The organism is Bacillus sp. BS98 (assembly GCF_008432245.1).
Lineage (GTDB): Bacteria > Bacillota > Bacilli > Bacillales > Bacillaceae_G > Bacillus_A > Bacillus_A toyonensis.
The window spans coordinates 1,076,599-1,101,526 of the sequence record NZ_CP043830.1 but is presented as its reverse complement, the minus strand read 5'-3'; the positions used below and the strand labels follow the sequence as shown (position 1 = coordinate 1,101,526).

General features: G+C 34.9%; 27 protein-coding genes and 1 pseudogene. 10 read left to right on the top strand and 18 right to left on the bottom strand.

The genetic code is table 11. The annotated features are described in order from the left end of the window. Window positions 1–108 precede the first annotated feature (108 nt). The 3 genes from lepB to F0362_RS05760 all read right to left on the bottom strand — a co-directional run bounded on the left by lepB (window position 109) and on the right by F0362_RS05760 (window position 2,538). Entirely contained in the window at window positions 109–672 is a 564-nt protein-coding gene (lepB, locus tag F0362_RS05775; RefSeq protein WP_000751914.1) for a signal peptidase I, read from the bottom strand. Between the two features lie 182 nt (window positions 673–854). Further along, the gene (locus F0362_RS05770; RefSeq protein WP_000347508.1) at window positions 855–1,448 is read right to left on the bottom strand and encodes a TVP38/TMEM64 family protein; all 594 of its coding nucleotides are present in this window, start codon (window positions 1,446–1,448) and stop codon (window positions 855–857) included. 508 nt (window positions 1,449–1,956) lie between these two features. After that, a complete protein-coding gene (locus F0362_RS05760) occupies window positions 1,957–2,538 on the bottom strand; it encodes a competence protein ComK (protein ID WP_000444438.1) in 582 nt (193 codons plus the stop codon). A gap of 290 nt (window positions 2,539–2,828) precedes the next feature. On the opposite strand from F0362_RS05760, the gene F0362_RS05755 reads away from it, so the two are divergent. After that, on the top strand, window positions 2,829–3,014 hold the full coding sequence (locus tag F0362_RS05755; protein WP_000391370.1) for a hypothetical protein: 186 nt from the start codon (window positions 2,829–2,831) through the stop codon (window positions 3,012–3,014). 137 nt (window positions 3,015–3,151) lie between these two features. Here the strand turns inward: F0362_RS05755 and cspA are convergent, their stop codons facing one another. Continuing rightward, on the bottom strand, window positions 3,152–3,355 hold the full coding sequence (cspA, locus tag F0362_RS05750) for an RNA chaperone/antiterminator CspA (RefSeq protein ID WP_000301522.1): 204 nt from the start codon (window positions 3,353–3,355) through the stop codon (window positions 3,152–3,154). A gap of 278 nt (window positions 3,356–3,633) precedes the next feature. Here cspA and F0362_RS05745 point away from each other — a divergent pair, with 278 nt between their 5' ends. From F0362_RS05745 to F0362_RS05735, 3 genes are all read left to right on the top strand, one after another. Then, window positions 3,634–4,128: a DUF6584 family protein gene (locus F0362_RS05745; protein ID WP_000208488.1), complete on the top strand. Its 495-nt coding sequence runs from the start codon at window positions 3,634–3,636 to the stop codon at window positions 4,126–4,128. A 19-nt stretch (window positions 4,129–4,147) separates the two neighbouring features. Next, window positions 4,148–4,939 carry a phosphotransferase gene (locus F0362_RS05740; RefSeq protein WP_000073821.1) on the top strand — a complete coding sequence of 264 codons (792 nt, stop codon included), beginning with the start codon at window positions 4,148–4,150 and terminating at the stop codon, window positions 4,937–4,939. Window positions 4,940–5,317: 378 nt separating this feature from the next. Then, window positions 5,318–5,647 (top strand): hypothetical protein, encoded by a 330-nt coding sequence (locus F0362_RS05735; protein ID WP_000721808.1) that lies wholly within the window; start codon window positions 5,318–5,320, stop codon window positions 5,645–5,647. A 37-nt stretch (window positions 5,648–5,684) separates the two neighbouring features. On the opposite strand, the gene aceA is transcribed toward F0362_RS05735, so the two are convergent. The 9 genes and pseudogenes from aceA to F0362_RS05690 all read right to left on the bottom strand — a co-directional run bounded on the left by aceA (window position 5,685) and on the right by F0362_RS05690 (window position 15,092). Beyond that, window positions 5,685–6,962: an isocitrate lyase gene (gene aceA / locus F0362_RS05730; RefSeq protein WP_000787333.1), complete on the bottom strand. Its 1,278-nt coding sequence runs from the start codon at window positions 6,960–6,962 to the stop codon at window positions 5,685–5,687. 21 nt (window positions 6,963–6,983) lie between these two features. Further along, window positions 6,984–8,573, bottom strand: a complete 1,590-nt coding sequence (aceB, locus tag F0362_RS05725; protein WP_000107647.1) for a malate synthase A — start codon at window positions 8,571–8,573, stop codon at window positions 6,984–6,986. Between the two features lie 225 nt (window positions 8,574–8,798). Continuing rightward, window positions 8,799–9,707, bottom strand: a complete 909-nt coding sequence (locus F0362_RS05720; protein WP_000282398.1) for a DMT family transporter — start codon at window positions 9,705–9,707, stop codon at window positions 8,799–8,801. A gap of 221 nt (window positions 9,708–9,928) precedes the next feature. Then, window positions 9,929–11,656, bottom strand: a complete 1,728-nt coding sequence (locus tag F0362_RS05715; protein ID WP_016090920.1) for a methyl-accepting chemotaxis protein — start codon at window positions 11,654–11,656, stop codon at window positions 9,929–9,931. 135 nt (window positions 11,657–11,791) lie between these two features. After that, window positions 11,792–13,060 carry a M48 family metallopeptidase gene (locus F0362_RS05710; RefSeq protein WP_001233277.1) on the bottom strand — a complete coding sequence of 423 codons (1,269 nt, stop codon included), beginning with the start codon at window positions 13,058–13,060 and terminating at the stop codon, window positions 11,792–11,794. 288 nt (window positions 13,061–13,348) lie between these two features. Further along, window positions 13,349–13,537, bottom strand: coding sequence for a hypothetical protein (locus F0362_RS05705; RefSeq protein ID WP_000949414.1), 189 nt, complete (start codon window positions 13,535–13,537; stop codon window positions 13,349–13,351). 15 nt (window positions 13,538–13,552) lie between these two features. Continuing rightward, complete coding sequence (locus F0362_RS05700) at window positions 13,553–13,852, bottom strand: hypothetical protein (protein ID WP_002105543.1); 300 nt, start codon at window positions 13,850–13,852, stop codon at window positions 13,553–13,555. A gap of 31 nt (window positions 13,853–13,883) precedes the next feature. Further along, window positions 13,884–14,182: pseudogene (locus F0362_RS05695) on the bottom strand (malate synthase). A gap of 61 nt (window positions 14,183–14,243) precedes the next feature. Next, entirely contained in the window at window positions 14,244–15,092 is an 849-nt protein-coding gene (locus F0362_RS05690; protein WP_001067943.1) for a CPBP family intramembrane glutamic endopeptidase, read from the bottom strand. Window positions 15,093–15,232: 140 nt separating this feature from the next. On the opposite strand from F0362_RS05690, the gene F0362_RS05685 reads away from it, so the two are divergent. Beyond that, entirely contained in the window at window positions 15,233–15,937 is a 705-nt protein-coding gene (locus F0362_RS05685) for a response regulator transcription factor (protein ID WP_000283866.1), read from the top strand. Between the two features lie 9 nt (window positions 15,938–15,946). Beyond that, entirely contained in the window at window positions 15,947–17,689 is a 1,743-nt protein-coding gene (locus tag F0362_RS05680) for an ATP-binding response regulator (RefSeq protein WP_149889691.1), read from the top strand. A gap of 94 nt (window positions 17,690–17,783) precedes the next feature. Here the strand turns inward: F0362_RS05680 and F0362_RS05675 are convergent, their stop codons facing one another. From F0362_RS05675 to F0362_RS05665, 3 genes are all read right to left on the bottom strand, one after another. Further along, window positions 17,784–17,987, bottom strand: coding sequence for a YxiJ-like family protein (locus tag F0362_RS05675; protein ID WP_229198782.1), 204 nt, complete (start codon window positions 17,985–17,987; stop codon window positions 17,784–17,786). Between the two features lie 90 nt (window positions 17,988–18,077). Then, the gene (locus F0362_RS05670; RefSeq protein WP_002109566.1) at window positions 18,078–18,443 is read right to left on the bottom strand and encodes a VOC family protein; all 366 of its coding nucleotides are present in this window, start codon (window positions 18,441–18,443) and stop codon (window positions 18,078–18,080) included. A 62-nt stretch (window positions 18,444–18,505) separates the two neighbouring features. Continuing rightward, window positions 18,506–19,408: an AraC family transcriptional regulator gene (locus F0362_RS05665; RefSeq protein ID WP_149889690.1), complete on the bottom strand. Its 903-nt coding sequence runs from the start codon at window positions 19,406–19,408 to the stop codon at window positions 18,506–18,508. A 118-nt stretch (window positions 19,409–19,526) separates the two neighbouring features. Between F0362_RS05665 and F0362_RS05660 the strand changes: the two genes are divergently transcribed. Both F0362_RS05660 and F0362_RS05655 read left to right on the top strand, forming a co-directional pair. Then, entirely contained in the window at window positions 19,527–20,030 is a 504-nt protein-coding gene (locus F0362_RS05660; protein ID WP_002038125.1) for an RNA polymerase sigma factor, read from the top strand. A 5-nt stretch (window positions 20,031–20,035) separates the two neighbouring features. Then, window positions 20,036–21,160: an anti-sigma factor gene (locus F0362_RS05655; RefSeq protein WP_000501642.1), complete on the top strand. Its 1,125-nt coding sequence runs from the start codon at window positions 20,036–20,038 to the stop codon at window positions 21,158–21,160. A 43-nt stretch (window positions 21,161–21,203) separates the two neighbouring features. On the opposite strand, the gene F0362_RS05650 is transcribed toward F0362_RS05655, so the two are convergent. Then, window positions 21,204–22,181: an HD domain-containing protein gene (locus tag F0362_RS05650; RefSeq protein WP_000587050.1), complete on the bottom strand. Its 978-nt coding sequence runs from the start codon at window positions 22,179–22,181 to the stop codon at window positions 21,204–21,206. Window positions 22,182–22,441: 260 nt separating this feature from the next. Between F0362_RS05650 and F0362_RS05645 the strand changes: the two genes are divergently transcribed. Next, entirely contained in the window at window positions 22,442–23,332 is an 891-nt protein-coding gene (locus F0362_RS05645; protein WP_149889689.1) for a CPBP family intramembrane glutamic endopeptidase, read from the top strand. A gap of 72 nt (window positions 23,333–23,404) precedes the next feature. Here the strand turns inward: F0362_RS05645 and F0362_RS05640 are convergent, their stop codons facing one another. Then, complete coding sequence (locus F0362_RS05640) at window positions 23,405–24,511, bottom strand: metallophosphoesterase (RefSeq protein ID WP_061529375.1); 1,107 nt, start codon at window positions 24,509–24,511, stop codon at window positions 23,405–23,407. A gap of 34 nt (window positions 24,512–24,545) precedes the next feature. Here F0362_RS05640 and F0362_RS05635 point away from each other — a divergent pair, with 34 nt between their 5' ends. Then, entirely contained in the window at window positions 24,546–24,728 is a 183-nt protein-coding gene (locus F0362_RS05635; protein ID WP_033658360.1) for a hypothetical protein, read from the top strand. Window positions 24,729–24,928 lie beyond the last annotated feature (200 nt).

Here is a 24,928-nt window from a genome sequence, read left to right as displayed (position 1 = left end):
ACCTTTCACTTACACAACGAACGTTAGTTTGCCACTATAATTGTATTATAGTACACGAAAAAAGACAAACGGAGTTGTTTGTCTTTTCTATACTTCTACTTCATTATATCAACCTTTTGAAAAATTCGTTTGCACCTCTTGAATTGGCCAATATCTTAAATCGACTTTACCGACAACTGTATCAGCCTTCACAAAGCCAAAGTGTCTACTATCCCAGCTCCCAAGGCGGTTATCGCCTATTACAAAAATATGACCAGCTGGCACCACCTTTTCTTTTGTTAACTCTTCTAATGTAAAATCACCTGTTAGTTGCCTTCCATTTATCTCTTTCTTGTACTTCTCTAAATAAGGCTCATCAATAAATTGACCGTTTATATACAACTTATCATGCTTATATTCAATATGGTCTCCAGGTAAACCGATAATTCGCTTTACATAGTCTTCTTTTTTATTCGCATGAAAAACGACGACATCGAACCTGTTCAAGTCCCCCACTTGATAACTCACCTTATTTACAACGAGCATATTGCCATCCTGCAATGTCGGCATCATTGACTTCCCCTCTACAACGTACGTTGAAAAGAAAAACGTTCGAAAAAATACAGCTAATAGTACACCAATTAAAATTGTTCGTATCCACTCTAGGCCTTCTTTTTTCAAAGTTTTCTTCATCCGCTTCTCCCCTTACCCTTTAATAATGAAGCTTGCATTTATAAAGTGAAACTTAATCGGTGGGGATTTTGTTCATCCCGCACCGATCGGGCAATTTGATCCCCACCTAACTTCTCTGCTTCAGCCGAATTTTTTGGAGGGAGTTTCACTGCCCTCAAATAGTGGGACAAAGAAGACTATTCTTAATGTAGTTCTAACTTTACTTCAATTCTTTTACCGACATACCATAAAATAAAAATAACAATCGCTACAATAACTGATTTCACCGGCTTATGAATAAACGACATTAAATCATGACCGATGTACGTTAAAATAAAAATCATCACAAGCTTCCCGAATGCGAGCGCAAGTCCGAACTGTTTTACGCTAATGCGAGATAAACCAGCTACAACGTTTATAAGCGCAGACGGTGTAAACGGAAAACAAAATATAACAAACACTGGCGCGAATCCTTTCCTTTCAATCCACCCCATTGCCTTGCGCACTTTCTCATGCTTATTTACAAAAGAAAAGAAACGGCTTCGTCCAAAATGGCGGATAATGAAAAAAACAAGCATAGCACCGATTACTGATCCAAGCCATGAATAAAGGAAACCCAGCCAAAATCCAAATGCAACAGCATTCGCTAGTACAAACACAATAAGTGGTAATGCTGGAATAAGCGCCTCTATCATCGGCAAACCGATGCCAAGAAGCGGTCCGAACGCCTTATAACTTTCAACAATATGATCCATATTTTCTGGTGAAAAATACTCTTTGATTGACTGAAAATCCATTCTACACTTTACCCCTTTACTCTAATTACTACCTCTACTGTATCATTGCTTTTCTGAAAGAGGAAATGGTAGATACGACATATGGAGATGTAATTATTAAGTTTCCATGTCCTTCATTAGAATTCCTTCATTATTTAGCTATGATAATCTTTCAATATTCGACAGGATATGAAGATAATTTAGACACTATACACAAATTGTAACTTAACGGTTACGTTTGATGAAAAAGCAGAAACTACAGAAAGGAATAATTCGTCTTTTTCAAAAAAATACCCTTACTGCACGTAAGGGTATTTCTACCTATATAGAAAGAAGTATCATGTATGCCACAAATATAAAATGATATATATCCACACTACATTAAATATATATAAGGAAATTACCATTATATTGTTCCATTAAAGAACAATATATTTGTACATCTCACTCGGTTTATTTATGAATCTTACAGCGTAAACTGTATATATAATGAAATAAAAAAAGGATGAGTCTCCTCATCCTTTTCCTCTCACACATCTTCTTCCCTAACAAAATACACTTTCTCATAAGCTGGTCTTAATGTTGATTCATCTCTTTTATCAATTTCTTTAAAACAAGGATTTCCTTGTTTCTTCTTTCGATCTTCATATTCTGTACGCAGTTTCGCTGTACGATTTTGTTGATTTTCAAAACTACTTTTTGATATTTCTAATTTCACAGCAAGGCCATTTATAAATCGAATCATAAGATTTCCATCTTTTAATTCTCGATTACTTTCGATATAAAAATGCGACAGCCACGCGCACTCTTTTCTAGAATAAGAATAAGTAGGGAAAAAATAAAGTTGATCTGTCGGACTGATTGCAATCGGTGCTTTATGTGTAATGTGCGTTAACTCTTTCGTTCCTTCTTTTCTGCCCAAAAAACTAGATCCATGCTTACGACAACTTCTCTCTATAATATCTAGAGGCTTTTGAAATACGAAAAAAGAATCTTCCATTTCAACAACTCGCGTAACAATTTTCTTTTCACTTAGAATAACAGGAAGTAAGGCCATTGTATTTTTAGTTACAACATAATTTTCGACATAGCGTTCTACTTTACTTTCCATATCCTATTATCTCCTTTTTTCATTTTCTATTTATATTAGCAGCTGCATATATAATTTTAGCACCTATGAAAAGGAAATAGGTAACAGGTTCCGCTTTTTTACAATTTTTTATCATTTATCAAACATTTGTCAAACAATAAAATCACGATATATAAATTAAATAGTTTTATAACCATAAAAACAGCATTTATACTACCTATAAATATTTATTATCCCTTCCTCTTTTTACATCATTACAACAATTAACTTTGCTATAATTAAAATATAAATCCAATATATGGAGGGCCCTTATGGAAGAAAAAGAGATCCAACCATCGATTCAAATGAAAAATAGTAGCGTCATTATCGTGAAAAACTCAGCTAGTATTATATTCGGTTTATTTTTCATTCTGCTATTCTTCGCTAAACCATTTCGTAAATCGAAATGTCCTGAATGTAAAAAACGCGAGAAGAAAAAAGCAGGAAAAGAAGAGTAAAAGGCCTTCCTTTTTGGAAAGCCTTTTACTCTTCTTCATTACCTCTATAAACGTCGAGTACAACTTCATTTACATATATCTCAACAACAAAAAAAGGATGGCATGAGCCATCCTTTTTTCCATCATCAACTATAAAATTATAGTTTGATTACGTTTTTAGCTTGAGGTCCACGGTTGCCTTCTTCGATTTCGAAGCTAACTTTTTGACCTTCTTCTAAAGATTTGAAACCTTCAGTTTCGATTGCAGAGAAATGTACGAATACATCGTTTTCGCCTGGAACTTCGATGAAACCGAAGCCTTTTTCGTTGTTAAACCATTTTACTTGTCCTGTTACTGCCATGATTATTTCCTCCTAAGAAAATACAAATTATTTTAGTCTTCCTGTATAAAAAAAGAATCCACACATTATCAAACACGAAACATAAACTAGTTCTCACATACTTTTTCTCGTTCGTTTTCGGCACTTGATAATATATGGATTGCTTAATTTAACTATTCAACTGACATCATCATAGCATACTTAAAATAAAATGTACAATCTTTTTTGAAAATAGAATTTCTAATTTTTAGTATTTCTTATAAAATAAAATTATCTCTATTCTATATAAGGAGGAATTCATGACAACCAAAATTCCTAAAAAAACATTAAAGAGAATTGAAGAGGATATTGAAAATAATAATCTCGGAAAGGCAAGAGAAAGATTACACGGTCTCATCTTTACATACCCAAATGAATTACATCTTCGAAAACAAATCGGAGACATTTATTATAAATTACAATATCCAGAAATGGCTGGACGTTATTGGTATCTAGAGGAGCATAAAACAGATATTATGCATGAATCATGTTTATTATTTGAAAAATCAATGGGAAATGATCCTTATCATATTGCGCGTGCTTTAAAATTCAAAGGCGATTCTAGCAAGATAAAGAAATTGTATAAAGAGCAGCCTTTATCTCCAGTACAAAAAAAAGTAGCAGAGGAATTAGTATATGAATATAAAGAAACATGGGAAGATAAGTTACTCTCTCTTGGGTGTCTAGTATTCCTTGCTTTCCTTCTTTTCTCTGCTATTGTCGGTATATTCACTATTTGGAATTGGATTTTTTAATTATAGGGGGAATTTTCACATGTCAAACTACGAACAAGAAGAAAAGCTAACAGGGGGAAACGTCTCAAACGTATATCGTTCTGAAAATACTGTTCGGCGGGAATTAAAGCCAGACAGTACAAAAATTCATAAGCTATTACGTCATCTAGAAAACAAAGGATTTCATTATGCCCCAAAGTTTTTGGGCATAGATGAAAAAGATAGAGAGATTTTATCATTTATAGAAGGCGACGCAGGCAATTATCCTTTAAAAGAATTCATGTGGTCTAATGATGTGCTGAAAGAAATCGCAAAGATGCTCCGTCTGTACCATGATGCTGTAAGTGACTTTCCGTTATTAGCTGATTGGAAACCGATGGATCATACCCCACATAACATTGAGGTTTTATGCCACAATGATTTTGCTATATATAACATTATTTTCAATAATGAAAAGCCAGTCGGTATTATTGATTTTGACGTCGCTGCTCCTGGTCCAAGAATGTGGGATATCGCTTATACGCTTTATACTTGTGTACCTTTAAGTCGAGTGTATTATACGGAATCAGGTGAGGCAATTCATTACGACTCATCGCAACATGCAGGTCGTATTAAAGAAAGAGTAAAGTTGTTTGCTCAGTCCTACGATAAAGATATGGACGAAAATTACTTCGAAATGGTGTTACTACGTTTAGAAGGGTTATGTACATATGTGAAAAGAAAAGCACAAGAAGGAGACGGAAATTTCCAAAGAATGATTGATGAAGGACATCTAGATCATTATGAAAAAGATATGACGTTTATTCGTAAGCATGGGAAAGAATGGATCTAATATTATTTCTATTTTTGTTAGTAAATATATTTTAAGTTATGTTACATATATCCGAATAATCGTTCATATCGTTTCTTTTCCTACCGGAACTATCAAGCTAAAATCTCGAGATACCCCCTAACGAAATTTTAGCTTTCTATAGTTATGTAAGAGAATTCAGCCCATTTTTTCGTTTCACAAAAATTTTATAATAATTAAAATCACATTATAAAAATATTATATTATAATACAACTAGTTAAAGGGAAACTTTAATCAGTGGGGTTTTGTGCATCTCCCACGTAACTTCTTTGCTCCAGCCAACTTTTGAGGCGGGAGTCTTACTGCCGCAAATAGCGGGATAAAATTACAAGGCCGTTTGCCATGGGGGATTTACATACATGAAAAAGATTTTATTTTTGTTATTGGCTACTATTATTACGTTAACATACCTTCTAGTTTTTAATAAGACTATTGATTCTGAAATTAAAGGATTCCCTATACCTTATGAAGCTAAATTAATTCATACTACTGAGGAGATAGGTGAGTATGTATATAAAGGCGATTGTTTTGAATCAGGTTTATCTATATGGTATCAAATACATATAAAATTAAAGGGATGGGATAAGACTTTTGCAGAGGGTGGAATGAAAGTTTATGAGAAGGATAATAAAAAAGTAACCGTAATATATTTAACGGGAGAAGATGTTATCAGTTTATATAAAGAGTAATAAAAAAGGTGATCACTTAATTGTGATCACCTTCCTTTTATTTCGTAAACTGAGCTTCTTCTGTAGAACCTTTTAACGCTGTCGTTGATGAAGTACCGCCTGTAATGACTTGTGCTACTTCATCAAAATAACCTGTTCCTACTTCGCGTTGATGACGAGTTGCAGAGTAACCGTGTTTCTCTGCTGCGAATTCCGCTTGTTGTAATTCAGAATATGCTGCCATGCCACGCTCTTTATAGCCACGCGCTAATTCAAACATGCCGTAGTTTAATGAGTGGAATCCAGCAAGTGTTACGAACTGGAACTTGTAACCGTAAGATGCGATTTCTTTTTGGAAGCTCGCAATCGTTTTTTCATCTAATTTTTGTTTCCAGTTAAATGACGGTGAACAGTTATAAGCGAGTAATTTCCCTGGATATTTTTTATGGATTGCGTCTGCAAATCGTTTTGCATCTTCTAAATTTGGTTCAGACGTTTCACACCAAACGAGGTCTGCATACGGTGCATACGCTAAACCACGTGCAATTGCTTGATCCAGTCCTGCTTTCGTACGATAAAATCCTTCTGGTGTTCTTTCTCCTGTAATAAACGCTTTATCAACCGGATCGATATCACTCGTAATTAAATCGGCTGCATCTGCATCTGTTCTTGCAACGATAATTGTCGGTACTCCCATTACGTCCGCAGCAAGGCGTGCGGAAATTAAATTACGTACCGCTGTTTGTGTCGGCAGTAATACTTTTCCACCTAAATGTCCGCATTTTTTCTCTGAAGATAATTGATCTTCAAAGTGTACACCTGATGCACCCGCTTCAATCATACCTTTCATAAGCTCGAATACGTTTAATTGTCCGCCAAATCCAGCCTCTGCATCTGCTACAATCGGTACGAAATAATCTGTATCATCGCTTCCTTCCATATGCTGAATTTGATCCGCACGTTGAAGTGTTTGATTAATTCGTTTTACTACAGCTGGTACGCTGTTCGCTGGATATAAGCTTTGGTCTGGATACATATGTCCAGAAAGGTTTGCATCAGCCGCTACTTGCCAACCACTTAAGTAAATTGCTTTTAATCCCGCTTTCACTTGTTGCATCGCTTGGTTTCCTGTTAATGCACCAAGTGCGTTAATATAATCTTCCGTATGAAGCGATGTCCAAAGCTTCTCAGCCCCGCGGCGTGCTATTGTATGTTCAATATCAATCGAACCACGCAAACGAATTACATCTTCAGCTGAATACGGACGTGTTATTCCTTTCCATCTCGTATCTAATTCCCAGTTCTCTTGTAATTTATCGATTCTTTCGTTTTTCATTTATTCCATCCCCTTTTCACTTTATAAAATTTCATAACCCGGTAATGTTAAAAACGGTACGAACTCATCATTCCGAATGAGGTTTGTAAACAATGTTGTCGCCTCTTGGAATCTCCCTTTCTTAAAGGCTTCTTTACCAATCTCTCTTTCTATCTTTACTAATTCTTCTTCTTTCCATTCTTCCATTAATTCGAGCGTAATATTGCGGCCATCATTTAGCTTTCCGCCTTCATGACGAATCCATTGCCATATTTGTGCTCTGGAGATTTCCGCAGTTGCTGCATCTTCCATTAAGTTATAAATTGGCGCTGCTCCCCGTCCACTTAACCAAGATGCAATATATTGAATACCTACACTAATATTCGTGCGAAGACCTTCTTCTGTAATCGTTCCCACTGGTACTTCTAATAAATCTTTTTCTGTAACACGTATTTCTTCACGTTTCCTAAAAATTTGATTCGGCGTTTTCATAATGTGATTAAATACTTCCATCGCAACCGGTACAAGTCCCGGGTGGGCAACCCAAGTCCCATCATGACCGTCTAAAGCTTCACGCTCCTTATCAGCACGCACCTTTTCGAAAGCCGCTTCATTCGCTTCTGGATTATTTTTAATCGGAATTTGTGCTGCCATTCCTCCGATTGCTGGTGCATTACGGCGATGACATGTTTGAATTACTTTTAAAGAATACGCGCGCATAAACGGCGCCGTCATCGTGACTTGCGCTCTATCTGGCAGTAAAAATTCATTATGATTACGGAAACCCTTTAAGAAGCTGAAAATGTAATCCCATCTTCCGCAGTTTAAGCCAGCAGAATGATCTTTTAGCTCATACAAAATTTCATCCATTTCAAACGAAGCGTGAATCGTCTCCAATAGCACAGTCGCTTTAATTGTTCCGTTTGGAATACCGATGTATTTTTGAGCAAATACGAATACATCGTTCCATAATCTCGCTTCTAAATAACTTTCCATTTTCGGTAAGTAAAAGTACGGGCCACTTCCTTTTTCTAAAAGCGCCTTCGCATTATGGAAAAAATACAGACCAAAATCCACTAAGCTGCCGGACATATTTTTCCCATCAACTTGCATATGCTTTTCCTCTAAATGCCATCCTCTTGGACGCACAATGAGTACAGCTGTTTTATCATTTAATCTATATTCTTTTCCTTTATCATTTTTGTGTGAGATCGTTCCCTTTACTGCATCTCGTAAGTTAATTTGGCCTTCAATCGCATTTTCCCAAGTTGGTGAATTCGAATCTTCAAAATCCGCCATAAAAAGATGAGCTCCTGAATTTAAAGCGTTAATGACCATCTTTCTATCTACCGGTCCAGTAATCTCTACGCGGCGATCCTCTAAATCTTTCGGAAGATTGGCGATTGTCCAATCCGCTTCACGTATGTGCTTTGTTTCTTCTAAAAACTTCGGAAACTCCCCTGCATCAATTCTTTTTTGTTTCTCTACACGTTTTTGTAATAGTTCTGTGCGGCGCTCATTGAAATTTTCATGTAGTTCCTTTAAAAAACTAAGCACCTCAGGTGTCAATATTTCGTTGTACGCTGGTAACATTTCTCCGGGCAATGTAACCCGTGAAGTTCGCGTCGACATATTAGCATCCCCTTCTTAAACTGTTTTATAACAGATTTGATTTTATGTTTTATATTATATAACAAATCTTCAGAAAAGGAAGTTTTTTTTGAAAATTCATTTCATTTTTTTTGAAAACGCCGTTCTTTCGTGCTCTATTCCATACAAAAAAGGCCACTGTTATACAACAACGGCCTTTTCGTAACATCTTCCAAAATTAAAAATGAAATTATATCAAATACAACTTTACATTTCAGAGGTAGCACTTCCCTTCACCGATAGCTCCTTTTCTCTTCCTTTACGAAAAGTGAGTGCCATTCCTACAAAAATAAGGACAATCCCTACAACTTGCATACTAGTCGGTCTAAATCCGGTAAAGACCGTATCTAACAAAATTGCTACAGCAGGATCTAAAAACACTAATACAGAAATAAGTCTCGTCGATAAATCTCTTAAACTGTCAAAAAACAAGTAATATACAAACCCAGTATGTATAAGTCCTGTTGCCGTTATCATCATCCAGTTCGTCTCTGTTAAACCTTGAAACTGTCCGAAATCCACAAATGGTAACAATAAAAATATACCTAAAAACGTTTGTACAAATGTCATCGCATATGCACTCGTATGCTTGATTCCTTTTCCTAATAAAGTCGTAAAAGCATAAAATAACGCTGCAAGTAGTGCCCATACCATTCCAGATGACATGAGTTTCTCGAGCGACACACTTCCATCTACTCCAGCTACTAAAACCGTGCCGAGGAAACAAATGACAATGGACATAACGGCAAACGCTGTTAGCCTCTCTTTAAATACGATACTCCCAATCATTAATACGATAATTGGAGCGAGATGATAGACAGAAATTGCAATTGTAATTGACATAACTTCAAACGCTTTAAATAGAAATACCCAGTTAAAAACGAGAAATACGCCGCACGCTAATATTTGCACAATCTCTTTTTTATTCCACTTTTCATTTTTATATTGTCCTGTCACTAACCAACATAACGCTAAAAATATAGTTGCACAAATACAACGAACAAATACTAATTCAAAAGACGGTAAACCTGTTTGGACAGAAAAAAATCCAATTGATCCGAAAATAGACATCGAAAGGATCATTTTTATAGCCGGCATTGATTTTTTATTGTACACCCTTTCTCTCCTCCTACAATCACTCTCTTATAAAACTAAAAATTCTAAAAACATTACTTATTATTATATATTACAATCAAAAAATTGTAAAAAACTAGAATATAACGATTGACATCCACACAAAATTTTCATAATAAAAAATCATCCTTTTGTATTCCACAGGATGATTTTTTATATGTATTGAGAGGTCTATATATTTATGAAGACTTACATATACTCTACTATTTTTGAAGAGTAAATTGGGAAACTATCTGTTTTAGTCCTCCTGCTACGTTGTGCAGATGTTCAATTGAAGTCGAAATCTCTTGAACAGATTTTTCTTGCTGTTGAATAGACTCTTTTACCCTATCAGTTCGATCAGATGATCTTTGAGAAATTTGCGCCATATCTTCTGTAGAAGCAGAAATCTCCTCACTACTCGCTGCAATTTCATCTGTAGACATAGATACCGTTTGAATTTGCTCAGATACTTGCTGCACTTTTTCTGTAATAGTTCCAAATACTTTTTCTGTATGCATTACTACTTGTGTACCTGCCTGTACCTCATTATCTACTTTCCCCATCATATGTACCGTATGATTCGTTGTTCCCATAACTTGAGTAATAAGCTTCTCAATTTGTTTAGCAGAGTCACTAGATTGTTCTGCTAATTTTCGTACTTCATCTGCCACAATTGCAAATCCTCTACCACTTTCTCCAGCACGTGCAGCCTCAATTGCGGCGTTTAATGCTAATAAGTTAATCTGAGAGGTAATACCTTGCATAACATCAATGATTTTAACAATTTCTTCTGATTGTTCTTTCATAGTCTCTACTTGTTTCACACCGCTATGTACTGAATTTTGGATTGTATCCATCTGTTGAATCATTTGTTTCATTAATTTGTTACCACTCTCTGCATCTAGTGCTGATTGAGCAGACAATTCATTTACAGAGGATGATGTATTCACTATACTCTGCATTCCTTGTGTCAACTCTTCCATCGCACCCGCAGTTTGTTCCATTGCTTGCATTTGGCTCTCTGCGCCATTGGCAACTTCTTCAATATCCATAGTGATTTTCTTTGCTGCACCGCTAGATACTTCTGATGCAGATACTACTCCGTCTGCATGTTGGAATAAAAGCTGAATATTATTCTCTACTTCTTGCATATTTGTTCTTAGCCCTGCAATCATCTCGTTAAAATCACTTACTAATACACCTAATTCATCTTTAGCATTATAATCACCATGTACAGTTAAATCTCCCTCTTTTGCTCTTTCCATCATACGACTAACCGTTTGTAAAGGAGCAACTATAAGTTTGCTAATAATATAACTTACTATACATATAATGATTGTAGTAACTACTGCAAGAATGATAAAGGTAATAACAGAGCGATCTATCATTTTTTGAGAATCTTTAAATACTTGGTCAGCTAAGTTTGAAACATAAGTTTCTAAATCTACAGCATAACCAGCTAACTCTACTCCCTTCGGTTTTAAGTCCTTTTGAAATTCGTTTACCATTTGAGATTCATTTGTTCCCTTCGCTTTGTCAAACAACTTCTTATATGTCTCCATATAACTTGGCAAAGATTTCTTCATCTTCTGAAACAGCTCATCCTCTTGCTTACTTAAATTAACGCCATCATCATATTCTTTTAATAAAGAATCATATTTTTTAAGATCCTTTTCAACATTACTAATAATCCCTTCTTTATTTGTCCCCTCATTCTGTGACGTTGTAATTAATTCTAGTAAGTTATATTCTAGTGAATTTTGTGTACGAAGCATACCTTCTAATATAACTGCAGAATTTTGATAATCATCTACTACAATCTCTGTATCACGCTTAATCTTATTAATAGAATTAATTGCTACACAGCTCATAATTGTCATGCCCAAAACTGCTAATGAGATAAGTAAGAATAATTTATGTTTCACTTTTAAATTTTGTAAAAAATACATATTTCCACCTTTATTCCTTTATATATAGATTTTTAGAATTTTATAGCTTATTATTTACAAAATCTCAATAAAAAGCAATGATAAATATTCCCAATACCAAACTTATATTTCTATAAAAAAGAAGTAGCATAATCGCTACTTCTTGTTTTTTTGTTCCTCATATTGTTCAAACGTATGAATTCTTTCGAAAATTGGTGGATGTGTGTATAAGAAAAATTTGACTAACACAGGTGGATTCACTTGGCTTAAGCTTGTTTTTGATAAATATTGAAAAGTTCTCACACCAGATTTCCCATCTTTCGTCATATTTAAAGCATATTGATCTGCCGCTCGTTCTTCTATTCGTGAAACGTAGTTTGTTGCTGGTTGTGATGCAAAAGATAATAAAGAGGAAATTAAGAAAAACAAAGGTAAAATTGAAAAACATGCCATTTTGGAAATTTGCAGCGTATCTCCCCATTTTCGAATACACATATTTAAAATACGACTAATTACATACATACCTATAAACGATATGAAAATATAACTCGCAACGCCCCAATATATATGTTTCATTACGTAATGTCCCATTTCATGGGCCATAATAAATAAAATCTCTTTATCTTTTAATTGCTTAAGCGTTGTATCCCACATTACAATACGCGAGTTAAGGCCAATTCCTGTTACATATGCATTTAACGAATTCGTTTTTTCCGACATATTTACTTCATATACGTGTTTAGCAGGAATGTCAGCTTTGTCTGCCATCGCTAAAATTTTCGTTTCTAACTCTTTATTTTTCAACGTCGAGAAGTCATTGTAAAGTGGATCAATAATAACAGGCTGTACGAACGTTAAAAAGATTGTAAATGGTACAGAGAGTGCCCATCCTGCTAGCCACCATCTCTTCGGGAATTTACGGATAAGCCATAAAAGAACTGTAACAATGAGTAACATCGTCGCATAATTAACCCAAAAATCGATAACGTGATCTTTTATCCAGCTTTGTGTACTTTGCGTGGAAATACCGTAATCAACCGACACTTTACGCCCAATCCATTGCATCGGTAATGCCAGTACCGTTGTGAGTAATGATAAATAAAAGAAATAAATCGCAACTTGTAAGACACTTATTTTAGTCGTTTCCGTTGACCATTTCTCAAACTTTTTTGAAATACCGAGCACGAGTACAAATAATAAAATAATCCATTCAAGAGGCGTCGCTAAAAAGAACAGTAAATTTTTCACGCGCGAATAATCTTGGCTTAGCGTAAGCTCTTTCGCATTCATAAAGGTTTCTGGATCTGCACTCGTTCCTTTATACATGTCCGGAATGAGTTCATGATTCCATCCAAATAAATACCAATATATAAATAACGCAAATCCAACGTACAAAAAAAGCGACCACCCAATAACTTTCCTCACGTTATTCCCTCCTCTATGCTGCCTGTCTATTATTATTGTAAGTTCGTACATGCTAAATTAGAACAAGCTAATTACGAGAATTGCTCGAGAGCCTTCTATTTACATAAAGTGAAACTTTAATCAGTGGGGGTTTTCTTCATCCCCCCACTGATTATTAGCCTTCACCAATCGGGCTTTTACGGGCAGTTGATCCCTCGCCTAACTTCTTTGCTGTCACTGAATTTTGAGGTGGGAGTCTTACTGCCCGTTAATGCGGGATAAAAAAAACTCTTCTACATAAGAAGAGTTTTACCTATTTTTAGACACTTTCCTCGGTTCATAATTCGGAATAAGAAAAGCACTTACAAACCAGCACATTAAACCAGCGCCTTTTACATATTTTACATATTCATAGTCTTGAAAAAATAGCGTCGTTATAATAATCGTAAAAAAACCTACTAAAACAAATATATACCCTATTTGTTTCTTCGATAACATAAATACTTATCCCCCTTAAGGCAGTACATCTATTAACAAACTGAAATCTTGTACCGAAAAAGAACTATATTTCATAATACCTTGTACAGCTAAAAGTAAAACAAGACCGATCACACACATATAGTTAACACTTTCGTCACCCTTTTTTTCAGTAACCATGCCACCACTTATACATAAGACCCCTAATAAATGGAGCGCTAAATACATGAAAAAGTAGGCTTCCTCCCAGCGGAGAATAACATTTACTGTCGTTATTAGCACTATGCTAAGTAAAATCAAATAAAAAAACTTATTTGATGATATTGTTTCATTCATATAATTTTATACATTCCTTTCAAATTTAGAATTAATGATGTCTCAAAGCTATAAAGTAAATGATTGTTTTCATACCATAAAACAAAAGGAAAGCTCCCATTACTTTCGCGAATACTTTATGAACCCGCACATACTTCTCTTCATTTTTTCTGAAGATACGCTTCATCATTACTTCTAACATTAGACCGAATATTATTAAAATCCCTAATACAATAAGAAGAGAAATAATATTTTCTTTTAAATGAGTACTAGAAAATAAGTAATACTCCGGAAACACAATTGTATCTACTACAGGTTAAAAAGCCAATGACAAAAGCCTTTATCACACATATCTGTAATAGACGTAGCATCTATAATGTCTTTCAATATTTTTTCAATCGTTTTCTTCGTCTCATTTATCTCCCACTACATTTGCAAAACTCTCTACCTGCTCTGCGTATATAACTGGCACTTCTTTACTCCAGTATTTGCGGTTAACAAATAAAAAGATGAGTACTAAATTTAATCCTGTTATAAAAATAATCAGTCCTGGAAAGAACGTCGTATAGTTTGAGAAATCTGCAAAACTCATGATCTTTTCTCTACTTACTAGGAACGATGCACAAAGTACAAATGTATTATTTAACATATGTATCGCAATTGGCATGAGTAAGCTTTTCGTACGAATATATACGATTGATAATACGATACTAAATACGGCGGCACCGAGAAAATCGACATGTAATATCGCAAATAAAAGTGCCACTGCAATCATCGCTATACTCGTTCCCCATTTCGCAGCAAAGCGCTGAAGTAAAAATCCACGAAAAACAAATTCTCCAATAATAGGTGCGATAAATACAACCATAATAAATTGATATATATATCCCCCGGCACTATCTACAATCGGTTTGTGTAAAGCATTCATAATAAAATCTGGTGTAATCCATGCAAAGCTGTACATGTATAAAATCAGATACCCGTAACTGAACATGCACAACATAATCGTAATGTATATAACTTGCACCAAGTTAAATGTTTCATTTTTATTAAGAAATAATGAAAATGAAACACGGTGCTTTCTATACTCATAAAAAATCCATGCAATCGGAAGGATATAAAATATAAGTATATTTATAAAAGATGAATTTTGTATATGAAATGTACTTTCTAGCAATTTTTCACTACTTCTCGCTACTAAAATTAATAGTGCAAATACAATTAAAAAATATCTAGCTCGCATCATTTGAAACGGATTCACACTCATCTCCTCCCCTATGTTACTTTTATCATATCATTTGATTCTTAATTTTTTATAAAAGAAAACCTTAAATTTTCCTTAAAAATTCCATATGTTACAAAAAGATGATATGATATTCGAGGAAATTAAGGGGGATTCTTATGTATCAAGCAAATATATTACTCGTCGATGATGAAACAGCAATTTTACAACTACTAACTACCATTCTTGAAAAAGAAGGTTTTTCTCATATTACAACTGCAACATCAGCTGAATTAGCTTTATCTCTCATCGAACAAAACAATTACGATTTAATTATTTTAGATGTCATGCTTCCTGGACAATCTGGTTTTGATATTTGTCCAATTATTCGCCAACAAACAGATTGTCCGATTTTCTTCCTATCAGCGAAGGCATCTGATCTAGATAAAATATCTGGATTTTCATACGGTGCAGATGATTATATTACGAAGCCATTTAATCCATTAGAAGTCGTAGCTCGTATGAAAGCACAACTTCGAAGACATATGAAACAAACCGTACCACACGAACAAAAAGCACACTCCATTTCATTTGGGAGATTTGAAATTGATCAACATTCCGCAGAACTTACAGTAAATGGACACGTTGTCGAATGTTCCGCTCAACTGTTTCAACTACTACTCTTCTTTTGTGAGAATCCGAACTACGTATTTTCGAAAGAAGAAATATACGAAAAAGTTTGGGGAGCACCCGCCTATAATGGCGATGACAATACTGTTATGGTCCACATTCGAAAGCTACGCGAAAAAATTGAACAAGACCCAAGTAAACCAGAATACATAAAAACTGTTCGCGGACTTGGCTATAAGTTCGTTACAAAGTAGGGTGACAATATGAATCTTAATAAACGACTTATCATCCAATTTATACTGCAACACGTTTTTGTTTTAGTTACATTACTTATTGCTGTAGTCGCTGCTTTCACTTATTTAATTTTTCTTGTTACTAGTATTTCATACGAACCTAATATTCCGGATTCTGATAGTTTTACAATTTCAAGATATATCTCTTCAGAAGATGGCGATATTACGTTAAAAACGGAAGTAAAAGATTTAATTAAAGAGAAAAATGATTGGATTCAGATTGTAGAGGAAAACGGGAAAGTCCTCTATCAATTTAATACACCAAGTGATGTCCCAACTTCTTATACGAAAACATCTTTACTCGCACATATACAGAATCATATAGAAAGCCCTTATACATTTACATATTGGGAAATTGAAGTAGAAGAAAAAAACGTACTTGTTATTTACGGCGGTATGTTAAAAAGTAATGCATTACTAAAAACAATTCAAAAAGAACACTCTTCTGTACCTACAGATTCGTTCACATTAACAGAACAAGAAAAACAGTTACTCTCTAAAGAAAAAGCAACAATGCAAATATTTAATCATAATGGCGAAGAGGTTTTTTCCTATCCAACTGGAAAGAAAAAAACACTTTCTACAATACAGACTGCTCTTAACGAAAAAGAACCGTGGAATCATAAAGAAAACACGTCTAGCTTTTACGATGCAAATAGTGGTCAGCTTCTCGTCGTTACAGCAAAAAATGAACGATACTACCCAGATGACGAAATTGAGGATGTATTTACTAAGAAGTTTCTAATCGGATGCGGATTAATCCTTCTTATCGTCTTTGTTTATTTAGTCATTCTATCTATTTGGTACGGAAATAAGTTTGGGAAACCGTTACTACACGCAATGCGTTGGCTTAAAAATATCGCTGGTGGAAAATATGAAGAGCCTGTTAGTAAAAAAGGAAAACCAGTTCGATTCAGGCGATCTGGTAAAGAAAAATGGTCATTTCGCTTATTTAGAGATGTTACTAGCTCACTAGAGCACCTTTCAATTACACTCAAAAAAAATGATGCGATGAGGCAAGTACTGCAGCAAACACGTGAAGAATGGATTACCGGTCTAACGCACGATTTAAAAACACCACTTAGCTCTATATATGGCTACGCATTATTACTAGAATCAAAGCAGTATAACTGGACTGATCGTGACATTCAGCAATTCGGCAGCGTTATGAAAGAGAAATCTCAATATATGACTACACTAATTGACGATTTAAGCTTAACGTATCAATTAAAAAATAACAGCCTTCCTGCCCAGCACGTAAACATTGAAATGAATCAATTCGTCCAAAAAGTATTATTACAATTTATTAATAATCCGACACTGCAAAATCAAAATATTGAATTCGTACCGAGCTCAAATAAAATTCAATATTTCATTGAAGAAAAATGGTTCCAGCGTATTATCGAAAACTTACTAGCAAACGCTGTGAAACATAATAATGAAACGACAAATGTAATCGTAAAGCTTTCGCAGGATGTAAATTCATTTACACTATCTATTTCAGATAACGGAAAAGGAATGGACGATAAAACGAAAGAACTTTTATTCGAGCGATATTACAGAGGGACTAATACAGAAGAAAGCAACATCGGAACTGGACTTGGTCTCGCCATTACGAAACAGCTCGTTCATGCCCATAACGGGACAATTTCTATTGATAGTGAACTCGGGAAAGGAACGACGATTGTTCTTGTATTTCCGTTTCGTTCATAAAAAAGGTGCTTTACAAAAGCACCTTTTCTTTAATACTCTTCTATGATAACAATTAATAACTTCCGGATTTGTTCATATATGCTTAGTTGGCGATTCAATTCCACATATTGTTCCATATACCTATAAATAAATATTCTGGATACGCTTGTAAAAAGCTTTTATACAACAACTCTCTTTGTAATTCCAGAATTTTTTTAGAAAAAAGAACATAACTCAAATTCCCATCTATTAATGACGTATAACTGTAAAAATCCTCCACAAAAGAATCTGTCTTATATTCCTCTTCAATTCTTTCTATATCTTCCGATGGGTATGGTATTTCTAACTCTTCTTTTAAATATTCAAGCTTTTGACGAAGTCCATGTTAATTTTTACTATGTCTTCTCTCCTATTTCCCTACTAACACAAACACATTCTCATCAGGCGCTTCCATTACCGCAACATGTCCTGATTCTGTTGGAAATGGTTCACGAATCCATTTTACATCTTTATTATCTTTTAAACTTCCATACGTTTGTTGTACATCTTCTACTAATACTTCGACTTCCATAAAATTAATATCCGGATGATTACTTATTACTAACTCCGAACTTTTTTCATCTAGAAATTTCAATCCTATTAACGTCCAAATAACCCCTTCTTCTAGTTCTCTTTCTATAATCCAGTTTTGCTTCATTCCCATTTCTTTATAAAAAGAAACCGACTTCTCTATATCCTTCGTATGTATAGATACACATTCTAGTTTTTTGAACATCTTCCCATTTCCCCTTTATTAAAAAGCGAACCATCTCCCAATGATTCGCTTTTACCCTATTATTATTTTTTCTTCACCGGTATCCAAAGCTCTACTTGAGCGAACTCACTCTTATCTTCGTGGCAACGCTCATCATATAGTTCAAACTCTGTAACGCCGCAATGTTCATATCCTGAATGCGGGAACCATTCTGAAAATACTGCATTCCACGTTTGATGAATAGACGACACCATTTCTGCATGAGGAACTTTCGGTGTTGTAAATACGGCATATGTTGCTGCCGGGAAAGTACGCTTTGCAACCTCATTTGGTACATTTTCAAAGTCTGTAACTTCCATTCCGATAATATAAGTGAAGTCCCCTGTTTCTAAATTAAAATCTGTACATAATCCAAGTTCTACCCATTGGCTCGTATCTTTACGATTCGGAATCGTTGTTCCAAGATCTTTTTGTAAATATTCTTGCCAAAATGCTGGAATGTCTTGGTGGTTTTTCCCTTCTTTACTTGTCGTCTTCAGTTCATAACCTGCTATTAAAAATTCTGGTTTATTTACAATACGATATTCCATTTGTATGCCCCCTAAATACGGATTTAATTTTCTTTGTTTTACATTCACACTGTAATACATCGGTGTTTCAATTTCTTGTTTTCGATATTCACTCGGTGTCATTTGAAATAATTTTTTAAAGGCTCTCGTGAACGTTTCATGAGATTGAAAGCCATGCTCAAACGCGATATCAATAACTTTTTCATCCGTATGAGAAAGTTGATAAGCTGCCCGGGCTAACCTCCTCTTTCGAACATACTCCATTACTGTATCACCTACTAACGCCTGAAATACACGATGAAAATGCGACTCAGAAAAACCTGCAATGCGAGCTAAATTACGCAGCGTCTGTTTTTCCATTACATCCTCCTCAATATAATCAATGGACCTTTGAATTTGTGTTTCATAGCTTTCCATCTCTGTTCACCCGCCTTATATGTATTATGATAAAAGAGAATCCTATCCAATTCTTGACGTTTTTTACTATAATTTTAAAAACAAATGTAACTTTTTTATATGTATTTCGTTGTTATGTATGAAGGGAGGGAAATTAGTGAAACGCAAACAATCATTAGAAGACATTTATTCAGATCATATGCATGATTTATTTCGCTATCTTCTCTCCCTAACCGGAGATTCCCACTACGCGGAAGATCTTATGCAAGAAACATTTTACCGAATGCTCGTCCATATTGACTATTATAAAGGAGAAGAAATTAGACCTTGGTTATTTACAATTGCCTACAACGCCTTTATCGATTGGTACCGAAAAGAGAAAAAATATAAAACAACGAAAATTGAAGAATTCCATTTACCACACGTGCCAAGTACAGAGCACTCTTATTTCGTAAAACATGAGATTGCTAGTTGGTTAGAAGGTTTATCTTCTCTTCCGCTCGAAAGACGAAATGTCCTGTTACTACGAGATTACTACGGATTCTCCTATAAGGAAATAGCAGAAATGACTGGTCTCTCATTAGCGAAAGTAAAAATTGAATTACACCGCGGACGAAAAGAAGCAAAAAGCATAAAGGAGTGATACAGATGGGTTGTGCAGAGTTTAAAAAACTTTGGGAGAAATATGAAAAAGGAACGCTCACACGTGATGAGCAAGAACAGTTAGAAAGTCATATAGAAACTTGTGCAGAATGTGAAGCTCATTTAGATGAATTGCTTACGAAGAGTGAACCCGTAAAGAAAAAATTACCGCCAAAAGATCTTAAAGTTCCTTTTTGGAGAATTAAGTGGAAACATCGATTACAAACGTTTGGTTTTATATTATCCATTTGCATCGTTATATATATAATCGGTGGGGTATTATCAGCCTTTTATTTTCAAGCTAATAATGATAAAAGGCTAGAAGAAATTAGAGAGGTTCCTTCACTTGCACTTGAAGCAACGATCCCAAATAGCCGCGTTATGGGGGGCGGAACAAGTGTAGAAGCTTTTTTCCGTACGAACAGCAGCTTTGATTTAGTAAGAACCGTCGGTAAAAAAGAAATGCCACTCGGTACAGTAGAAACAAAAAGCTTCTTATCATCTGTAGATGTCACGAAACAAACTTGGATGAATCCGTTCTATCAACCAAAGCTTTTCTTTGTTCATCCTAAAACAAAGCAGGGTGATTATTTAAAGGATTCCTCAAAAAAAGTATGGGATACACTTGCAAAAGTACATGATGGAACCGTTGCAGAAGTAGCAATTTCTTTTGATAAATCTTACACTTTAAAAGAATTAGAACCGCTTTTATATAGCATATTTGAAGCACAAGAACTCCCTCCAACTCCTGTATGGTACGCTTTAGATACAGGGCAAGACAGAAAAAATGTAGATGACTATATCCTACATGGCGGAGAAGCTATAGGATTTCCAGAACATGTAAGATTCCTCGATAATGATACTGACAAGCAGAAAACGCAAGAAGATCAAGTAATCGAAATGATGCGCGTCCTTTCTATCCATAAAAAAACAGTAAGCAAAATAGCTGCGCTTTCTGAGAAAGAACTAAACTTAGATAAACGTTATCAATATGTAAAAGATAACGGTGTAAAAGTATACGGAATTGTTATTACTGGCCCATCGAAAGAGTTATTAAAATTACAAAACTCCCCGCACGTACGTTATGCGACTCTTGGAGATATTGAGATGTGGAATTGGTTTGATAATTAACAGGAAAGAAGTAGAGCATCCAAAAGTGATGCTCTACTTCTTTTTAATTAGAAATCACTTTCACATACATCCCTCTCACCGATTTTTCATAAGCGATATCGCTCATCTCTCTTATTTTTTCTGATACGACAGATGACTGAATGATTTTCCCTTCACGAAGTAATGGCGGGTCAATAAGACGGACTTTATTTTTCTGATGTAAATCATACTCACTTCTATCTTCTCTTACTTTTACATTTGGATGGACTTTTCTTAATAAAGCATGTACTTCTGAATCGTTACATAGCTGCAATTTTACTATAAGCTCATGATCTTCAAGAAGAAAATCATCTGCATGAATAACTTGTTTATGAAGAGCTAACTTTAACGTCTTAGCTAACATATCATTTCCGTAAATATTAGTTGGTTGCATAAAGAAATCGATTACTTCTTTGTAATACGTTTCTGTAAACCATTCTGCCATTTTGATATTTTGAAGAACCATTTTCCCATCTACTTCGATGACATCCGATAAAAAATTGTGAACTTCTTCTAAAGAAACATATCCGTATGTATACATATCTCGTAATGTGTAATCCACCCGGTCTGCACATAATTCCGGCGCGGATCTTTCCAGTAACGTCCACTTCGAATCATCTAACAAAATATCTTCATAGTTATAACCATACTTTGAAAGAATTGCTGGAATTTCTGAGTTTTTCACAACAGAACTAAATATCTCTTCATGATAACTTTCATTCATATTATCAAAAACGTAATCCATTACATGAGAAAAAGTAGTATGTGATACGTCATGCAGTAAACCAGCAATCTGCTCTTCTACCGAACCACCTAGTTTTTTTATTAACAACATAACACCAACTGAATGATTAAATCGCGTTACATTCCATTTCTCATTCATTAAGTAACTTGCTCCGGCTTGATGAATCCCCTTCAACCTTTGCACTGGTTTACTTAAAATTAATTCTTCTAACACTTGATCTACTTCAAATTCTCCGTATAGTACATCTGATATGATCACTTACAGTCCCCCTTTTCAAGCAGAGTCTTTTTATAGTATCTCTTTTTTAAAGAAGAGTAAATATGCTATTCTGTCATTCCAATATGAACGTTCTGTTTTCAAAAAAGCGATCCTCTATTCTCATCAAGTTAAATCATAAAAATTAAAATATTTCCACAGTTCTTCTTTTTTGTTTTAATAGATTTATAAATGCATATTCATTTAAAAACAGAAATAATTGAAAATCGATTCACCATTATAGTATGAAAGGTCGGATAACTATGGGTAGTTATTTTCCAAAAGCGGGGAAGCTCATTGGTGGAATCATTATACTTCTTATTTTGCTTTCATCTCTTTGGCTTATATGGATCGGAGAAACAAACATTCGTTACAGTGGGGATCATACGGGCACACTGCCTTTTTGGAACAAGTGGATCCCTGTTATTGTCGGTATACTCCTTGTTCGTTTCTTACCATCTCATCATAAAAACTATAATCCCCTTCAACAATTTGAACTAAGGTGCATCATAATTCAAACTGTTATTTTATTCTTGAGTGGCTTCCTCTTCACAATTTGTCTCCTCACCACGAACTTTAAAGGAATGACATTACAATTGTGGTTTATGATATTTAAAATTATTTTATTATTATTCACTCCATTCATGCTTCTTTTGTTTTATAAAAGTAACCCCGAAAAAGAACGACAAAAGCCTGTAAAATCAACGGGAGGTAATAGATGGTATCGGTTTACACCACTTATTGTCATTATAGTCTGGGGTTACTTCAACTTCTTTTCTACATTCTCTACACCATTTGTTTCAGCGAGAATGGAACCCGCGATTTTAATCTTAATTTTACTTGTAGGATTTCTTATAAATAGTGTACTGGAAGAGCTTTTTTATAGAGTTTGGTTGCAAACACGTTTGGAACTATTACTAGGCACTTGGCCGGCTATACTTCTTACATCATTATTATGGGCAAGCTGGCATATTGCATTACACGGCTCTGGTCATTGGGATATTGATACAGCTACGGTTATTGTGAACCATAGTATCGTAGGTCTATTCCTTGGATATTTGTGGGCGCGTTATCGCAAGGTATGGGTAATTATTATTGTTCATGGATTAATTAATGCACATCCACAACAACTAATTGAGATTATATTCAAGTAAAGGTCGCGATTACGAAATAAAAAATAAAAGGGATTACACATATTAATCATGTATAATCCCTTTTATTTAACCTTATTCAAACGTAACTTCTACCTGCACAATCTCCGACCTACTACCAAGTCTAAGCGGCGGTCCCCAAAATCCGAATCCAGAAGAAACAATTGCGTGGAATGCGCCTTTTTGTGCGTATCCCCAGTCTAGCTCGTACATTCTTCTCGTTACAATATGATTTGGCGCCATTTGTCCGCGGTGCGTATGACCGGATAATAATAAGTCTACACCTGCCGCCGCTGCTTGTTTTAACTCGAATGGCTGGTGATCCATTGCGATAACAGGCATCGATTTATCTACCGTACTCATTAATTGTTCAAAGCTTTGGCGATCTCGCTCTGTTTTATCTCTTCTTCCAACGAGATAAAAGTCATCTTCAATTGTGATCACTTCATCTAAAAGAATACGAATATCAATCCTATCCATCTCTTGTAAAAACTCTGGAACCGCTCTGCCGTAGTACTCATGGTTTCCTAAAACACCATATACGCCTAATGGAGCTTTCATTTGTTTCATAATATGACCCATGTTTTTTTGAATGAATACTCCTGGATGATCATCGATAATATCACCTGGCAGTAAAATAATATCAGGTTCCATTTCATTTACATGACGAACAAGTCTTTTCAAATGCGAAACGCCAGACAGTTTACCGAAATGCATATCAGAAGCCATCGCAATACGTAAACTTTTACGCCCCTCTACCTTTTTCGGTATGTGCACTTCGTATTTTCTTACTACTGGACTATACGCATTAAATACTCCATATGCAAAGATAAAGATAAACGCAGCTAACACAGCCGCCCCTGTCCAAATAATTGCTGTTTCTTTCTCAACCGAAAACTGTAAAAGAAAGACTGTTATATCAGCTAACGGCAATAACATAAGGGCGTATTGTATGACTGCAAACCAAATTGAACCAATCGTTCGAAGGAATGGGAGAAACTTAAACACTTGCACGAGAATATACGCATAAGAAATAAATCCGACTACGAAAGCATAATACCCCCAGGACTCCCAGCCAAATACTGCATGAAGCCAAACCCATCCGTTCCAGCCGATGTAAAACATAAGTAGCGTGTATATAATTAACATAGTAAATATATTGAAATAACGAAGATTCTTCACAGCTAGCCTCCTTATTGATTTCTTCTATTATAACTTGTTATGCACGTTTAACGTAAATATTAAGCACAGCAATCTTCACAATAAAAACATTGATAAGCACAGCGTTTTAAAATTTTTAGGAACTGCTGTAATGGGCATTTTAGAATCTTACGTGTTAGGCGAAATTGATAATGATATTGAATATGTTGCGATGCAGGTTGGGTTGGAAACAACGTAAAAGATGTTGATCAAAAAACATTTAATAAATCATTTACACTAGATTGGAAGAATAAAAAATTGGTAGAGAAAAAATAAAGAAAACCGAACCGCCACTTAGATGACGGTTCGGTTTTTATAGTTCGTTACCTTACTTTCAACAATTGAGCTAGCTCTTTAAGACTCCCTCTCAAAGAAAGTTCATTATTTATGTTAAAATAT

What these genes read in the sequence shown, in the direction of transcription:
- F0362_RS05645 (WP_149889689.1), top strand. Translation starts at nt 22,442, where the DNA reads ATGGGTAGTTATTTTCCAAAAGCGGGGAAGCTCATTGGTGGAATCATT.
- aceB (WP_000107647.1), bottom strand. Translation starts at nt 8,573, where the DNA reads ATGTCGACGCGAACTTCACGGGTTACATTGCCCGGAGAAATGTTACCA.
- F0362_RS05670 (WP_002109566.1), bottom strand. Translation starts at nt 18,443, where the DNA reads ATGTTCAAAAAACTAGAATGTGTATCTATACATACGAAGGATATAGAG.
- lepB (WP_000751914.1), bottom strand. Translation starts at nt 672, where the DNA reads ATGAAGAAAACTTTGAAAAAAGAAGGCCTAGAGTGGATACGAACAATT.
- F0362_RS05685 (WP_000283866.1), top strand. Translation starts at nt 15,233, where the DNA reads ATGTATCAAGCAAATATATTACTCGTCGATGATGAAACAGCAATTTTA.
- F0362_RS05755 (WP_000391370.1), top strand. Translation starts at nt 2,829, where the DNA reads ATGGAAGAAAAAGAGATCCAACCATCGATTCAAATGAAAAATAGTAGC.
- F0362_RS05655 (WP_000501642.1), top strand. Translation starts at nt 20,036, where the DNA reads ATGGGTTGTGCAGAGTTTAAAAAACTTTGGGAGAAATATGAAAAAGGA.
- F0362_RS05665 (WP_149889690.1), bottom strand. Translation starts at nt 19,408, where the DNA reads ATGGAAAGCTATGAAACACAAATTCAAAGGTCCATTGATTATATTGAG.
- F0362_RS05740 (WP_000073821.1), top strand. Translation starts at nt 4,148, where the DNA reads ATGTCAAACTACGAACAAGAAGAAAAGCTAACAGGGGGAAACGTCTCA.
- F0362_RS05735 (WP_000721808.1), top strand. Translation starts at nt 5,318, where the DNA reads ATGAAAAAGATTTTATTTTTGTTATTGGCTACTATTATTACGTTAACA.
- cspA (WP_000301522.1), bottom strand. Translation starts at nt 3,355, where the DNA reads ATGGCAGTAACAGGACAAGTAAAATGGTTTAACAACGAAAAAGGCTTC.
- aceA (WP_000787333.1), bottom strand. Translation starts at nt 6,962, where the DNA reads ATGAAAAACGAAAGAATCGATAAATTACAAGAGAACTGGGAATTAGAT.
- F0362_RS05770 (WP_000347508.1), bottom strand. Translation starts at nt 1,448, where the DNA reads ATGGATTTTCAGTCAATCAAAGAGTATTTTTCACCAGAAAATATGGAT.
- F0362_RS05660 (WP_002038125.1), top strand. Translation starts at nt 19,527, where the DNA reads ATGAAGGGAGGGAAATTAGTGAAACGCAAACAATCATTAGAAGACATT.
- F0362_RS05745 (WP_000208488.1), top strand. Translation starts at nt 3,634, where the DNA reads ATGACAACCAAAATTCCTAAAAAAACATTAAAGAGAATTGAAGAGGAT.
- F0362_RS05700 (WP_002105543.1), bottom strand. Translation starts at nt 13,852, where the DNA reads ATGAATGAAACAATATCATCAAATAAGTTTTTTTATTTGATTTTACTT.
- F0362_RS05680 (WP_149889691.1), top strand. Translation starts at nt 15,947, where the DNA reads ATGAATCTTAATAAACGACTTATCATCCAATTTATACTGCAACACGTT.
- F0362_RS05715 (WP_016090920.1), bottom strand. Translation starts at nt 11,656, where the DNA reads ATGTATTTTTTACAAAATTTAAAAGTGAAACATAAATTATTCTTACTT.
- F0362_RS05705 (WP_000949414.1), bottom strand. Translation starts at nt 13,537, where the DNA reads ATGTTATCGAAGAAACAAATAGGGTATATATTTGTTTTAGTAGGTTTT.
- F0362_RS05760 (WP_000444438.1), bottom strand. Translation starts at nt 2,538, where the DNA reads ATGGAAAGTAAAGTAGAACGCTATGTCGAAAATTATGTTGTAACTAAA.